The organism is Micromonospora sp. NPDC005324, from assembly GCF_040607155.1.
Classification (GTDB): domain Bacteria; phylum Actinomycetota; class Actinomycetes; order Mycobacteriales; family Micromonosporaceae; genus Micromonospora; species Micromonospora trifolii.
This window is the reverse complement of the sequence record NZ_JBEXGE010000019.1, coordinates 123,139-135,854: the sequence shown is the minus strand read 5'-3', so window position 1 is coordinate 135,854 and position 12,716 is coordinate 123,139. Positions and strand designations below refer to the sequence as shown.

Sequence of the window (12,716 nt, the reverse complement as noted above, 5' to 3'; positions counted from 1 at the left end):
TGTCGGAGCCGTACTCGGAGCCGTGCTCGTCCTTGTTCTCCCAGCCCTTGTCCGAGCCGTTGTCGGAGCCGTACTCGGAGCCGTGCTCGTCCTTGTTCTCCCAGCCCTTGTCCGAGCCGTTGTCGGAGCCGTACTCGGAGCCGTGCTCGTCCTTGGACTCCCAGCCCTTGTCCGAGCCGTAGTCCGAGCCGTGCTCGTCCTTGGACTCCCAGTCCTTCTTGTCTTCGTCCTTGGAGTCCCAGTCCTTCTTGTCACGGCCTTCTTCCGCGTCCTGGCCGTGCTCCTCGCCCTTCCAGTCCTTGCTGCCCTCGTCGCCGTAGGCGTCGGCGGCAGCGCCGCCACCCTGGCCGCCCTTGCCGTTCTCGTCCTTGCCGTTCTCGTCCTTGCCCTTGTCGTCCTTGCCGTGCTCGTCCTTGCCGTTCTCGTCCTTGCCGTTCTCGTCCTTGCCGTTCTCGTCCTTGCCTTCGTGGTCCTTGCCCTTGTCGTCCTTGCCGTTCTCGTCCTTGCCCTTGTCGTCCTTGCCCTCGTGGTCCTTGCCGTTCTCGTCCTTGCCCTTGTCGTGGTCGGAGGAGTTCTCCTCCTCGCTCCACTCGCGGTCCTCGCCCCGGTCTTCCTGCGCCGGCTTGAGCTTGACCTTGCCGGTGACCTTGGACCACACGTACGCGTGCTCCTGCCGATCCGGGCAGATCTCGAGGAGCTTGACCTCGTCGCCAGCCTTGACGACGTGCGGCTTGGCGTAGACCTTGCCGTCGTCGTGGCCGTCGGCGAACGCGATCCCCGGTGCGAACACCAGGAGCGACGCGCCGCCGAGCGCGGCGCCCGCAACGACCTTCCCGAGCATCTTCTTAGCCATGACCTGCGTCACTCCATCCCTGTTGTCCTGAGCTCGGCGACAACCGAGCTAAGACCGACGTTAGACCGTTTCATGACTTATGAAGTGAAAGATTCGCGTTTTACCTTTGATCCAAGTAAGAGGTGAAGGGGTGGTACGCGGCTTTCGCCGCACTGAGCGTCGTGTCAGGTACCACGGGACCTTGTGGGTACGCCACGGCGTTCCGCGCTCGCCGTGCCCGGCCTGCCCCGGTCATCCCCTACCGGCGGGTCCGAGCGGCCCGTGCCGGTCGGGCGCACTCGGAGGTATCGTCCGGAACGGCTCCGGCAACGCATCGAGCCATTGCCATGGAAGCGCTCCCATGCAAGAATCGGCGAACGCGGTTCAGAGAGCCACACCGTGCAGGCAGGGGAGTCGAGGGCACCCGGTTTCACCGGGCGACGCACCCGCCGCCGATTGACCGGCCGACGCATCGGCCGGGCACCACCACCATCGCCCGTCCGGGTCGGGCGCCCCCAAAGAATCCCGTGGTGCCGACGGCCGTCCGTGCAGGACGCCCATCGGGCCGTCCCGCCGGGCCGTACGTGGGCCCGGTCTCGCCCAAGGAGATCAGTGGCATGAATGTGTGGAGAAGGCTGACCGGCCCACGCCGGGCCCTCGCGCTCGCTGGCGCGGGTGCCCTGGTCGCCGGTGGGCTCGTAACGATTCCGGTTACCGCGGCGCAGGCCGCGACGCAGTGCGACATCGCGTACACGAGCAACGACTGGCCCGGCGGTTTCACCGCGAGCGTCACCATCAAGAACGTCGGCGACCCGCTGAACGGCTGGACGCTGGGCTGGACCTTCGCCAACTCCAGCCAGCGGGTGCAGCAGGGCTGGTCGGCCACGTTCACCCAGTCCGGCAGCCAGGTCACCGCCCGGAGCCTGTCCTACAACGGCACCCTGGCCACCGGCGCGTCGACGAGCATCGGCTTCAACGGCGCGTGGAGCGGCAGCAACCCGAAGCCGACCTCGTTCACGCTGAACGGAGTGGTCTGCAACGGTGGCACCACGCCGCCGACCGACCCGCCCACTGACCCGCCGACCGACCCGCCGACGGATCCGCCGACCGATCCGCCCACCAACCCGCCGGGCACCAAGGTCGACAACCCGTACGTCGGGGTGCGCGGCTACGTGAACCCGGAGTGGAAGGCCAAGGCGGACGCCGAGACCGGCGGAAGCCGCGTCTCCAACAACCCCACCGCCGTCTGGCTGGACCGGATCGCCGCGATCAACGGCACGCCGGACAGCAGCTCCAACGGCGCCTTCGGCGTGAAGGAGCACCTGGACGAGGCGCTGCGCCAGGGTGCCGGCTACATCCAGTTCGTGATCTACAACCTGCCCGGCCGGGACTGCTCGGCGCTCGCCTCCAACGGTGAGCTGGGCCCGGACGAGCTGCCGAAGTACAAGGCCCAGTACATCGACCCGATCGCCGCCATCCAGGGTCAGTCGAAGTACAGCAGCCTGCGGATCATCAACATCATCGAGATCGACTCGCTGCCGAACCTCGTCACCAACACGTCCGGTCAGCCCGGCGGCACGGCCATGTGCGACACGGTCAAGGCCAACGGCGCGTACGTCAACGGTGTCGGCTACGCCCTCGCCAAGCTGGGCTCGCTCGGCAACGTCTACAACTACATCGACGCAGGTCACCACGGCTGGCTCGGCTGGGACTCCAACTTCGTCCCAACCGCCAACATCCTGAAGACCGCCGCGGTCGCCTCCGGCAGCACTGTCAACAACGTGCACGGGTTCATCACCAACACCGCGAACTACTCGGCGCTGCAGGAGCCGTACTTCAAGGTCACCGACAACGTGAACGGCCAGACGGTGCGGCAGTCCAAATGGGTCGACTGGAACTTCTACGTCGACGAGCTGTCGTTCGCCCAGGCGTTCCGCAACCAGCTGGTCTCGGTCGGCTTCAACTCCAACATCGGCATGCTGATCGACACCTCCCGTAACGGCTGGGGCGGCTCCGCCCGGCCCACCGGTCCGGGCGCGACGACGAGCGTCGACACGTACGTCAACGGGGGTCGCATCGACCGTCGGGCCCACCTCGGCAACTGGTGCAACCAGGCTGGTGCCGGTCTCGGTGAGCGGCCCCGGGCCACCCCGGCGACGGGCATCGACGCCTACGTCTGGGTGAAGCCGCCGGGTGAGTCGGACGGCTCCAGCAAGGAGATCCCGAACAACGAGGGCAAGGGCTTCGACCGGATGTGCGACCCGACGTACGGCGGCAACGCCCGCAACGGCAACAACCCTTCCGGGGCGCTTGCCAACGCACCGATCTCCGGTGCCTGGTTCTCCGCCCAGTTCCAGGAGCTCATGCGCAACGCCTACCCGGCGCTCTGATCGGGTAGCTCACGCAGTCAACCGGTGAGGCTCGTGACGGTACGAGAGACCTCGCGGATCAGATCGAGCGGTTCTTCGGTCCAGTGGGAGGCGAGGACGAGCTCCCGGGCCGGGTCGACCCACAGCAGGTGTCGTCCGCCGTTGCCCCGGGCACTGCGGCCGGTCGCCGGGGCGCCGGGCCACGGCACCTGCTCATCGTTGAGCCACCACAGGTAGCCGTACTCCCGTTTGACCGGGCACGGGGCCCAGGACTGGTCGACCCACTCGGCGCTGAGCAGCCGGGTCCCGGCATGGGTGCCCCGGTCCAGGAAGAGCTGCCCGATCAGGGCCAGGTCCCGGGCCGGGACGATCAGGCCCCCGCCCCAGTGCGCGCCGCCGGAGACCACCTCGACCCGGCGGCCGTCGAGGTCGACGACGCTCGTCCGGTACCCGTGCCACGACCACCGGTGGGAGGCACCCAGCGGGTCCATGACCCGCTCCCGCAGCAGCTCCGGCAGCGACCGGCGAAACAGCAGCGTCAGCGCGTACGCCAGCAGGTTCATCCGCACGTCGTTGTACGCCCACCCCCGGCCCGGGGGCGTGCCGTGCACTTCGGTCCGTTCCCGGAAGCTCTGCGCGTCGACGCTCGTGGGCTTGCCCCACAGCTCGCCCTCCCACTGGCTCGACTGCTGCAACAGATGACGCCAGGTGATCTGCTCGTTGTGCGGCCCCTGGAACTCGGCGACGTCGACGACCTGGTGGACCGGTTGGTCCGGCACCAACAACCCGTCGTCGAAGGCCAGGCCGGCCACCACCGCCACGACCGACTTGGTGACGCTGAACGCCATCTCCGGGACGTCCGGGTCGCCCCAGGCCGCGACCTCCCGACCTCCGACCCGGACAACACCACTGGCCCCACTGGCGGCAAGCAGCGGGCCGACCACCTCACGGTGGCTCGCATCGGCGACCTGTGCGGCCAGGTAGGTCTCGATGTCGGCGGCGTCTCTGGTCCACCGGGCACCGAACTCCTGGACGGTCCGCTCCAGCCGCTGCTGATCCACCGACACGTGACCCATGCCCAGCAGTGTCCACCACCTCCGCCACCGGCGGGGCAGGCCGTGACCAGCCACAGAGGATCGGGCGACCTCGTACGCCGGACCCACCTACACCTGGGCACTACCCACGTGACCGAGGGGCCTGCCGCCGACCGCGGCGACCGGCGCGGGCTGCCCGTCAGGTCGACGGCAGCCGAGACCCGCGCGCGGAGCGAGCGTCGTGGCCTCGTCTACGGTGACCCCCTGGAATGGGGGGTGGGCCATGGCACCGGAGGTGTCGCCGCGAAGGGCCAGGGCCGTGCTCGTCACGCTCTCCCTCGCCGCGTTCGCGTTCATCACGACCGAGTTGCTGCCCGTCGGTCTGCTGACCCGCATCGCACCCGATCTGGACCGGTCCCGCTCACAGGTGGGCCTGCTGGTCAGTGGGTACGCCGTGGTGGTGGTGCTGGCGTCCGTGCCGCTGACCCGACTGACCCAGCGGATCCCCCGGCGGCACCTGCTCGGCGTCACGATGCTCCTCTTCGCCGCCGCGAACGCCGCCGCCGCGCTCGCCCAGACGTACGCCGTGCTGGCCGGCTCCCGCCTGGTGACCGCCCTCGCCCAGGCGCTGTTCTGGTCCGTCGCCACGGCGACCGTGATCGGGCCGTTCCCGGTCGCGGTGCGCGGCCGGGCGGTGGCGCTGTTCGCGACCGGGGCGACGCTCGCCCCGGTGCTCGGCGTACCCCTCGGCACCTGGCTCGGGCAGCAAGCCGGCTGGCGCGCGGCGTTCGCGGTGCTGGCCGGAATCGGTGTGGCGATCGCCGCCGCGGTGCTGCTCCTCCTGCCCTCCTATCCCCCGGCCGCCGGCGGCGCCGCCCGGGGCACCGCACCGGACGGGCGGCGCTTCGCCGTTCTGCTGATCGCCACCGCCCTCGGCATCGGCGGTTTCATGACCCTGCAGACCTACGTGACACCGTTCCTGCTGGACGTCAGCGGCTTCGCCGACGCGCTGCTGGCGCCGCTGCTGTTCGTCTCCGGCGCGGCCGGCGTCGTCGGGACCCTGGTCGCGGCCCGGACCCTGGACACCCGACCGATCGCCTCGCTGCTGACGCCGCTGAGCATCGGCACGGCCTCGCTGCTCGGGCTGTACGCGCTCGGCGCGCTCAAGCCGGGTGTGGTCGCGCTTCTCGCCGGGATCGGCCTCGCGTACGCGGCGTTCGGCTCCGCGGTGCAGAACCGGATGCTGCACCTGGCCCCCGGCAGCACCGACATCGCGTCGGCCGGGGTCAGCACCGCCTTCAACGCCGGCATCGCCGGCGGATCACTGCTCGGCGGCGCCCTCCTGCCCACCTCGGGGGCACGCCCGCTGGCGCTCGCGGGCGGGCTGCTGATGCTGGCCGCGCTCACGCTGCTCGCCGTGGACACGCGTCGCGGCCGCGCCGTCGGGTCGGAGCCGACCGTCGCCCGTCCCCCAACTGGGCGCCGGCCGGTTGGCCAGCCGGATTCGGTTGCGAGCAGGTCCTGCGCGTGACGGATGCGCGCCCCCGCCACCCACTGCATGGGGCTCTGGCCCTGTCTCGTCGTTGAATCGACGCGTCAGCGTACGCACGCTCATGCCGTGGAGACGGTGCTTCGTCGCATCGTCTGAGCACGCGCCCTCTCCGTCGGGCCGGCGGTCACCCACCCGCCGCGCTGACGACCGCCATCATGATCAGGGTGCGTCGCCGCCGCTGGCTCATCAGCGCGAAACAGGCGGTGAGCACCACCAGCTCCAGCTCGGCCCACTCGCCGGTGACGTCGACACGGATCGGCCCGCCGCGTCGGCCGGGAAGGCGCACCGCGAGGCGGTGCCCGTCGCGTATCAGCTCACCGCCGCATCGACCGGGCGCCCAGCGGGCCACCCCGCCCGGCCCCGGCACGTGCGACCGGCCCGGGTCGAGCCGCACCGGCACGCCGTGCTCGCCCCGGGAGGTGAACCCGATGCGTCGACGGTCCGTCGGTACGACAGTCCAGCGGCCGGTGCCGGTGCGGATCTCGCCGCACCGCCAGGTCCAGCCGGTACGCAGCGAAGCGCGCGCTGCGGAGTCGAGGACGAATGCCCCGTCCTGCTTGCGGACCGTCAGTGTGGTCATCGGCTCGCTGCTTCCGGGTGCGACCGGGGCAGGCCGAGGATGAGGATGACGCCGACGCTCAGGTGCAGCAGCGCGAGGGTCGCCTTCGCTCCCCCGCCGACGCCACTCGGCGGCCCGACCACGAGCGACAGCAGCAGGACGACGACAGCGATCGAGGTCCACCAGACGCGGGAGCGGTTGGTGCGGCGTTCCAGCACCGCGAGCAGCGCCCAGCCGGCCAGTGCCGCGACCGCGGTGGCCACGATGACCGCTGCCACCGTGACATGCCGGGTCGAGTTTGCGGACCGGACCGCCAGGTCGACACCGGCCGCCGAGTGCAGGAGCGCGAACTCGGCCACCGCCGCCACGATCGCGCCGGTCGCCACCGCGGCCCGTCCCAGGAGAAGGTTGTTCGTCATGGCCTGAGTCTGTGGACCGGGCCGGGCCGGGCGCGTCGGTCCAGACGCCGCGGCGGGTACGTCCGCTGGCGGCTCCACCTACTACCAAAGGAGGTGGTCCGGCTGGCCGCGAGGCCAGTAGCGTGCGCGGTGTGGATGCGGCGACGTGCGAGGTCAAGCCGCCGCGGACGTGGCGTTCCGTGGTGGTCGTGACGACCGTGGCGATCGGCGTCCTCGTCGCGATCATGCTGTGGTCCGCCACCCGGTCCAGCTCCGCCGGCCTGGTCGGCGTCGACGTCGCGCTGGCGGTGGCCGCCCTGGCCCTCGTTCCGGTGGTCGTCCGCCGCCCGCAGATCGGTGGCGTGTTGGCCGGCCTGCTCGTCGCGCTGTCTCCGGTGGCCACGCCGGTGGCCAGCTTCGCGGTGCTGTTCATCGCCCGCAACCGACCGTTTCGGCAAGCGGCGGCGGTGGCGGTGGTCGGCGTGGCGGGTGAGGCGGTGCAGGCGTTCTGGCGGCCGGTGCCCAGCCTGCCGTACGGGTGGCGGCTGGTGTTGATGACGATCGCCTACGCGGCCCTGCTCGGCTGGGGCACCTGGGCGCAGGCCCGGAACGCCCTGCTGGCGGCGCTGCGGGACCGGGCCCGGCGGGCCGAGCAGGAGCAGGAGCGACGGGTCGACGAGGCACGGGCGGCGGAACGCAGCCGGATCGCGCGGGAGATGCATGACGTGCTGGCCCACCGGCTGTCCCTGCTGGCGGCGGCCGCCGGCGCGATGGAGTACCGGCCGGACGCGCCGCCCGAGCGGCTCAGCGCCGCCGCCGGTGTGATCCGGGCCAGCGCACACCACGCCCTCGACGAGCTGCGCGAGGTCATCACCCTGCTGCGCAGCGACGACGCCGAGTCGCCGACCGACGCACCACCCGGGCAGACCCTCGCCGACCTGCCGCGCCTGGTCGACGAGGCGCGGGCCGCCGGACAACAGATCGAGGTCGACGACCCTCTCGGCCCGCCGGTCGAGATTCCCCCGACGGTCGGCCGCACCGCGTACCGGATCGCGCAGGAGGCGCTGACCAACGCCCGCAAGCACGCCGCCGGCCAGCCGGTCCGGCTGGTGCTCGGCGGCGCGCCCGGCTCCGGCCTGAGCATCGCGGTGAGCAACCCGACCACGCCCGACAGCGGCGCCACCGGTAACGCCGGTACCGGCCTGATCGGCCTCGCCGAACGGGCCGCGCTCACCGGCGGTCGGGTCGCCCACCACGTCGACGCCGCGGGCCGCTTCCACCTCACCGCGTGGCTGCCGTGGCCGACGTGACGGGTCCGATCCGGGTCGTCATCGTCGACGACGATCCCCTCGTACGGGGAATGCTCACGCTGATGCTCGACGGCGCCGACGGGATCGTCGTGGTGGGCGAGGCCGCCGACGGCGCCACAGCGATCACGGCGGTGGACCGGCACCTGCCCGACGTGGTGCTGATGGACATCAGGATGCCCGGCGTCAACGGCATCACCGCCACCGAGCGCCTGCGCCGTCGCCACCGGCCACCCGAGATCATCGTGCTCACCACGTTCGACACCGACGAGCACGTGGTGCGAGCGCTCCGAGCCGGCGCGAGCGGCTTCCTGCTCAAGGACACCCCGCCCGAGCAGATCAGCCAGGCGGTCCGCGCGGTCGCGGCCGGCAACCCGATGCTGTCTCCGGGCGTGACGCGCCGCCTCATGCAGCGGGTCGCGTCGGGAGCCGAGTCCTACGAGCAGGCGCACGAGCGGCTGGCCCTGCTCACGCCCCGGGAACGCGACGTCGTGCTGGCCATCGCGCAGGGGCGCTCCAACGCCGAGATCGCCGGCGAGCTGCTGATGAGCGTGACGACGGTGAAGGCCCACGTCTCGCACATCCTGACCAAGCTGGATCTCGACAACCGTACCCAGATCGCCCTGCTCGCCCACGACGGCCGGCTCCTCTGACCGGGAGCCGGGGTCAGGCCAGCACCGCTGGCAGGACGAGGAGAGCGAAACGGATCACCCGTCCGGACAGGCAGGCGACGGCGAACTCCCAGCGTCGAAGGCCCGCGGTGCCGGCGGCGAGGCTGACGACTGCCAGCGGTGGAACCCCGACCGCGGCGGAGGCCAGCACCGTCGGTAGGGCGGTGCGGCGGCGGGAGAGCCAGCGTCGGATCGGCTCGGTCCACCGCGCGGCCCGAGCCGCCGCGCGACCTGACCTTCCCCGTTTCGCGACCTTGCGGGCCAGTGGCCCCGATCCGCGACGTGCCGACTCGAACAGCAGCAGCTTGCCGGCGGTCTGCCCAAGTGCCAGGGCGACCACGACGGCGACGAGGGCGTGGCCGCCGCGATGCCCGGCGACCACGGCGTAGGCCTCGGCGTTGACGATCGGGACGAGCGCCGAGGCGACACCGTAGCCGAGCGCCACCACGGCCTCGGCGAGGCTGCTCACGCTCGACCGTCCCGTTCGAGCAGCCGGACCACAGCCGCGACCGACCACAGCTTGACCACGACGACGGCGACGGCGACACCCAGCGCGAGCAGGTACTGCCCGAACGCGATGGCGCCGATGACCCCGGCGGTGTTGGCGACCTTGGCCAGGGGCGACCAGTTCAACGCCCACACCCGCCGGTCGACCAGGTGGAAATAGTCGGGGCTGAGCACCGGCCAGCACAGGAACGCCAGCGACAGCATGGTGTCCAGCACCAGGAACGAGAGCAGGAAGACCACTGCCACGACCGCGACGTCCGGCACGAGGGAGACCAGGCCCACGCAGAGTACGGCGGTGCACGCGCGGTCGCTCACGATGTCGAAGACGGCCCCAACCCGGGTTTCCTGTCCGAGCCGGCGGGCGGCCCAGCCGTCGAGCACGTCACCGAGCCAGTAGATACCGTACGATACCGCCATCAATGCTACCGAACCGGAAACGAGGGCCACGACACCGACGGTCACAGCGGCGACCGTGCGGGCGGCGGTGATGTAGTTGGGAACCGTACGAAGCGGGCCGACGGTGATGGCGGCGCGGGAGTCGACGAGAGTCACCTCCGCAGAGTGGTCCGGTGAGCGTTTTCGCGGAACGTGCTGCGGTGCCGATCCGGTCCCGAGGGCGGTACCGGGGTGCCGCGCGATCCGGTACCTGGGTACTGGCCGGTCTTCCGGCTGGTCACGGAGACTGTGCAGGTGATGACTGGAATCCGAGGACGGTTACGCGAACCCGAACCCGAACGTGTCCGCGGACCCGCGTACGCGGTGGCTGTGCAGGTGATGACTGGAATCCGCGAACGATTGCGCGACCCCGGGCAAGTACGCCGGCTCGCGTACGCCGCGGTTGCTTTGATCATCGCCGCCGTGGTAACCACCGTCGAGGGGGGCGTGTCCGTTCCGGCGGGTTGGGCGTGGCTGGTGCTGCCGGTCGGCCTCGGAGCCATGGCGCTGCGCCCCCGTTATCGAACCCTTATCTTCGCGGTCTGCGCGGGGTTCGTGGCGATCGTGAGCACCGGGGAGTCTGTGCAGTTGGGCCTCGCGGCAGCCGGCCTGGTGTTCGTCTCGGTCTGCGAGGACCTGGCCCGACATCCGTGGCTGGGGTGGGTGGGTGGCCTGATCGGCGCGGCCGGCGCCTTCACCATGGAGCTGGGGCTCAACGGACGCGGGCTGTACGAACAGCCGTTCTTTTTCGTGACGGCCGGCTACCTGCTGGCGATCCTGCTGCGATCATGGTCGCACGGCTACGCCCTCAGCCGGGAGACAGACGAGCTGCGCGGCCAGGCAATCTGGCTTGAGCAGCGCACCAACCTGGCCCGCGAGCTGCATGACGTGGTCGGCCACCACGTCACCGCGATGGTGGTCCAGGCTGAGGCGGGCCAGCTCAATGAAGACCCGGGGGCGGCGCTGCGGGCGGTCGCGGACAGCGGACGCACCGCACTGAGTGAGCTCGATGCGCTCGTCGTGCACCTGCGAGATCCGAGTGCGGCGATCGCACTGAGCGCGTCACCGCGCCTGTTCGACATCGACGAGCTGCTCGCCCAACCGCTGCGCCAACAGGGCGTGACAGTACGGGTTGAGCTGGACCCCGAGCCGGGCCTGGACGAGATCGGCGTGTTGACCGCCTACCGCATCGCTCAGGAGGCCCTCACCAACATCTCCCGCCACGCGAAAGCAACGGCGGTCTGGGTCGAACTGGTCCGCATCGGCGACTACGCCCGGCTCCGGGTCAGCGACGACGGCATCGGGATGCCCCGCGCACCCACGAGCGGCTCGGGCCTGCTCGGCATCGGAGAGCGCGTCTTGGCACACGGTGGGAGCTGGGAGCTGAGCCAGCGTCCCGGCGGGGGCACCATGGTGCAGGCCAACCTGCCGGTGGCGAACACATGATCCGCGTCGCGATCGCCGACGACCAGGAGCTGGTCCGGGACGGCTTCAGCCTGATCCTGCGGTCCCAACCCGACATCCAGGTCGCGGCCGAGGCGGCCGACGGCCGGCAGTTCCTCGACGCCGTACGACGCGACTCCCGCATCGACGTCGCCCTCGTCGACATCCGCATGCCGGTGCTCGACGGTCTGCAAGCCACCCGCGAGCTGGCCACGATCCCGCACGCCCCGGCCGTCATCGTCGTCACCACTTTCGACGACGACGCCTACGTCCTGGACGCCATCGCCGCCGGCGCACGAGGGTTCCTGCTCAAGCGGTCCAGCGCCCGCGACCTGATCGCCGCGGTGCGCACGGTCGCGGCCGGCGAGGCGGTCCTCTCCGCCGAGGTCACCGGCGCCGTCCTCGACCGGGTCCGCGCGACCGGCCCGGCCTCCCGCGTGGAGTTGGCGGCCTACCAGCTGACCGTTCGGGAGACCGACGTGCTCGCCCTGATCGGCGCCGGACTCAACAACAACGAGATCGCCGAACGTCTCTACCTGTCAATGAGCACCGTCAAGACCCACGTGACAAACGTGCTGGCCAAGACCGGCAGTCGGGATCGCGTACGAGCCGCCATCCTGGCGATCCAGGCCGGCCTCACACCCTGAGTCAGGCCGGGTCACAGCGGGCTTGGGAGCGCCAGCTGACGCGGTCGGCGGCCGATCGGTCGTAGGGTTGCGCCATGGCACAACGACTCGTCAGCGTGTGGCAACCGTTCTTCCTTGCTAGCGAGAGTCAGGGCGCGGCCATCGACGCCGCGACCGAGTTGGAGGACCTCGGCTACTCACGAATCTGGTTCTCCGGTGGTTTCGGCGAGAACGTCGCCCGCCGCTTCCGGGAGCTCCTGGACGGGACCACGCGCATCGGGGTCGCGACCGGGATCGTGAGCATCTGGCACTCGTCGCCACCCGAGGCGGCGGCGTTCGCCAAGGACGCGGAGCAGGCGCATCCCGGCCGGTTCCTGCTCGGTCTCGGCGCCAGCCACGCGGTGGTGGTGGAGGGCAGCGGCACCGACTATCGCAAGCCGTACTCACGGATGGTGCAGTACCTCGACGGCCTCGATGCGGCCGGGCTCTCGCCCGAGCGACGCATCCTGGCCGCACTGGGCCCGCGGATGCTCGAACTCTCCCGCGACCGCTCGACCGGGGCGCACCCGTACTTCGTCCCGGCCGAGCACACCGCCGAAGCCCGGGCGGCAATCGGACCCGACCGGCTACTCGCCCCCGAGGTCGCGGTGGTCCTCGACGCGGACGCCACCACCGCGCGCGCCACCGCCCGCCAGTACGCGAGCGGGTACCTCGCACTGCCGAACTACACCAACAACCTGCGGCGATTCGGCTGGACCGACGAGGATTTCGCCGACGGCGGCAGTGACCGCCTCGTCGACGCCCTGATCCCCTGGGGCACCGTCGAGACGGTGGTGGCTGGGCTGGAGAAGCACTACCAGGCCGGCGCGGACGAGGTGGCGATCCAGGTGCTCAACGACGGCGACTCCACGACGTTCCCCGCCGACGCGTTCCGCGCCCTCGCCGCAGCCCTGATCTGACCTCCGGAACCCGCAGCGCCGTCG

The 12,716-nt window shown here is 71.0% G+C and carries 13 protein-coding genes and 1 pseudogene; 7 read left to right on the top strand and 7 right to left on the bottom strand.

Annotated elements, in window-relative coordinates; all coding sequences use genetic code 11:
* A partial coding sequence (locus tag ABZS40_RS20910; RefSeq protein ID WP_354944955.1) for a hypothetical protein occupies nt 1-853 on the bottom strand: 853 nt, incomplete at its 3' end.
* Nucleotides 854-1,449: 596 nt separating this feature from the next.
* Here ABZS40_RS20910 and ABZS40_RS20905 point away from each other — a divergent pair.
* The gene (locus tag ABZS40_RS20905; RefSeq protein WP_354944953.1) at nt 1,450-3,222 is read left to right on the top strand and encodes a glycoside hydrolase family 6 protein; all 1,773 of its coding nucleotides are present in this window, start codon (nt 1,450-1,452) and stop codon (nt 3,220-3,222) included.
* A 17-nt stretch (nt 3,223-3,239) separates the two neighbouring features.
* Here the strand turns inward: ABZS40_RS20905 and ABZS40_RS20900 are convergent, their stop codons facing one another.
* A complete protein-coding gene (locus ABZS40_RS20900; RefSeq protein ID WP_354944952.1) occupies nt 3,240-4,277 on the bottom strand; it encodes a serine hydrolase in 1,038 nt (345 codons plus the stop codon).
* 241 nt (nt 4,278-4,518) lie between these two features.
* Here ABZS40_RS20900 and ABZS40_RS20895 point away from each other — a divergent pair, with 241 nt between their 5' ends.
* On the top strand, nt 4,519-5,766 hold the full coding sequence (locus ABZS40_RS20895) for an MFS transporter (protein WP_354944950.1): 1,248 nt from the start codon (nt 4,519-4,521) through the stop codon (nt 5,764-5,766).
* On the opposite strand, the pseudogene ABZS40_RS20890 reads toward ABZS40_RS20895, so the two are convergent.
* The 3 genes and pseudogenes from ABZS40_RS20890 to ABZS40_RS20880 form a co-directional block, all read right to left on the bottom strand.
* A pseudogene (locus ABZS40_RS20890) lies at nt 5,742-5,847 on the bottom strand (helix-turn-helix domain-containing protein); the annotation flags it as partial. The gene ABZS40_RS20895 and the pseudogene ABZS40_RS20890 sit on opposite strands and share 25 nt — an antisense overlap.
* 64 nt (nt 5,848-5,911) lie before the next feature.
* Nucleotides 5,912-6,367, bottom strand: coding sequence for a hypothetical protein (locus ABZS40_RS20885; RefSeq protein WP_354944948.1), 456 nt, complete (start codon nt 6,365-6,367; stop codon nt 5,912-5,914).
* Entirely contained in the window at nt 6,364-6,765 is a 402-nt protein-coding gene (locus ABZS40_RS20880) for a DUF6069 family protein (protein WP_354944946.1), read from the bottom strand. The genes ABZS40_RS20885 and ABZS40_RS20880 overlap by 4 nt, the downstream gene beginning before the upstream one ends.
* A 188-nt stretch (nt 6,766-6,953) precedes the next feature.
* Here ABZS40_RS20880 and ABZS40_RS20875 point away from each other — a divergent pair, with 188 nt between their 5' ends.
* Entirely contained in the window at nt 6,954-8,054 is a 1,101-nt protein-coding gene (locus ABZS40_RS20875) for a histidine kinase (protein WP_354944944.1), read from the top strand.
* Entirely contained in the window at nt 8,042-8,704 is a 663-nt protein-coding gene (locus ABZS40_RS20870; RefSeq protein WP_354944943.1) for a response regulator transcription factor, read from the top strand. Before ABZS40_RS20875 ends, ABZS40_RS20870 begins: the two co-directional genes overlap by 13 nt.
* A gap of 13 nt (nt 8,705-8,717) precedes the next feature.
* Here ABZS40_RS20870 and ABZS40_RS20865 read toward each other — a convergent pair whose 3' ends face one another.
* Nucleotides 8,718-9,191 (bottom strand): hypothetical protein, encoded by a 474-nt coding sequence (locus ABZS40_RS20865; protein WP_354944942.1) that lies wholly within the window; start codon nt 9,189-9,191, stop codon nt 8,718-8,720.
* Nucleotides 9,188-9,781 (bottom strand): CDP-alcohol phosphatidyltransferase family protein, encoded by a 594-nt coding sequence (locus tag ABZS40_RS20860; protein WP_354944941.1) that lies wholly within the window; start codon nt 9,779-9,781, stop codon nt 9,188-9,190. The genes ABZS40_RS20865 and ABZS40_RS20860 overlap by 4 nt, the downstream gene beginning before the upstream one ends.
* A 222-nt stretch (nt 9,782-10,003) precedes the next feature.
* Here ABZS40_RS20860 and ABZS40_RS20855 point away from each other — a divergent pair, with 222 nt between their 5' ends.
* From ABZS40_RS20855 to ABZS40_RS20845, 3 genes are all read left to right on the top strand, one after another.
* The gene (locus ABZS40_RS20855; RefSeq protein WP_354944940.1) at nt 10,004-11,110 is read left to right on the top strand and encodes a sensor histidine kinase; all 1,107 of its coding nucleotides are present in this window, start codon (nt 10,004-10,006) and stop codon (nt 11,108-11,110) included.
* Nucleotides 11,107-11,754 (top strand): response regulator transcription factor, encoded by a 648-nt coding sequence (locus ABZS40_RS20850; RefSeq protein WP_354944939.1) that lies wholly within the window; start codon nt 11,107-11,109, stop codon nt 11,752-11,754. Before ABZS40_RS20855 ends, ABZS40_RS20850 begins: the two co-directional genes overlap by 4 nt.
* Before the next feature lie 74 nt (nt 11,755-11,828).
* Nucleotides 11,829-12,692, top strand: a complete 864-nt coding sequence (locus ABZS40_RS20845; protein WP_354944937.1) for a TIGR03620 family F420-dependent LLM class oxidoreductase — start codon at nt 11,829-11,831, stop codon at nt 12,690-12,692.
* Nucleotides 12,693-12,716: the final 24 nt, after the last annotated feature.

Coding starts and splice junctions, on each gene's coding strand:
- ABZS40_RS20885 (WP_354944948.1), bottom strand. CDS start 6,367: ATGACCACACTGACGGTCCGCAAGCAGGACGGGGCATTCGTCCTCGAC.
- ABZS40_RS20845 (WP_354944937.1), top strand. CDS start 11,829: ATGGCACAACGACTCGTCAGCGTGTGGCAACCGTTCTTCCTTGCTAGC.
- ABZS40_RS20905 (WP_354944953.1), top strand. CDS start 1,450: ATGAATGTGTGGAGAAGGCTGACCGGCCCACGCCGGGCCCTCGCGCTC.
- ABZS40_RS20880 (WP_354944946.1), bottom strand. CDS start 6,765: ATGACGAACAACCTTCTCCTGGGACGGGCCGCGGTGGCGACCGGCGCG.
- ABZS40_RS20855 (WP_354944940.1), top strand. CDS start 10,004: ATGACTGGAATCCGCGAACGATTGCGCGACCCCGGGCAAGTACGCCGG.
- ABZS40_RS20900 (WP_354944952.1), bottom strand. CDS start 4,277: ATGGGTCACGTGTCGGTGGATCAGCAGCGGCTGGAGCGGACCGTCCAG.
- ABZS40_RS20895 (WP_354944950.1), top strand. CDS start 4,519: ATGGCACCGGAGGTGTCGCCGCGAAGGGCCAGGGCCGTGCTCGTCACG.
- ABZS40_RS20850 (WP_354944939.1), top strand. CDS start 11,107: ATGATCCGCGTCGCGATCGCCGACGACCAGGAGCTGGTCCGGGACGGC.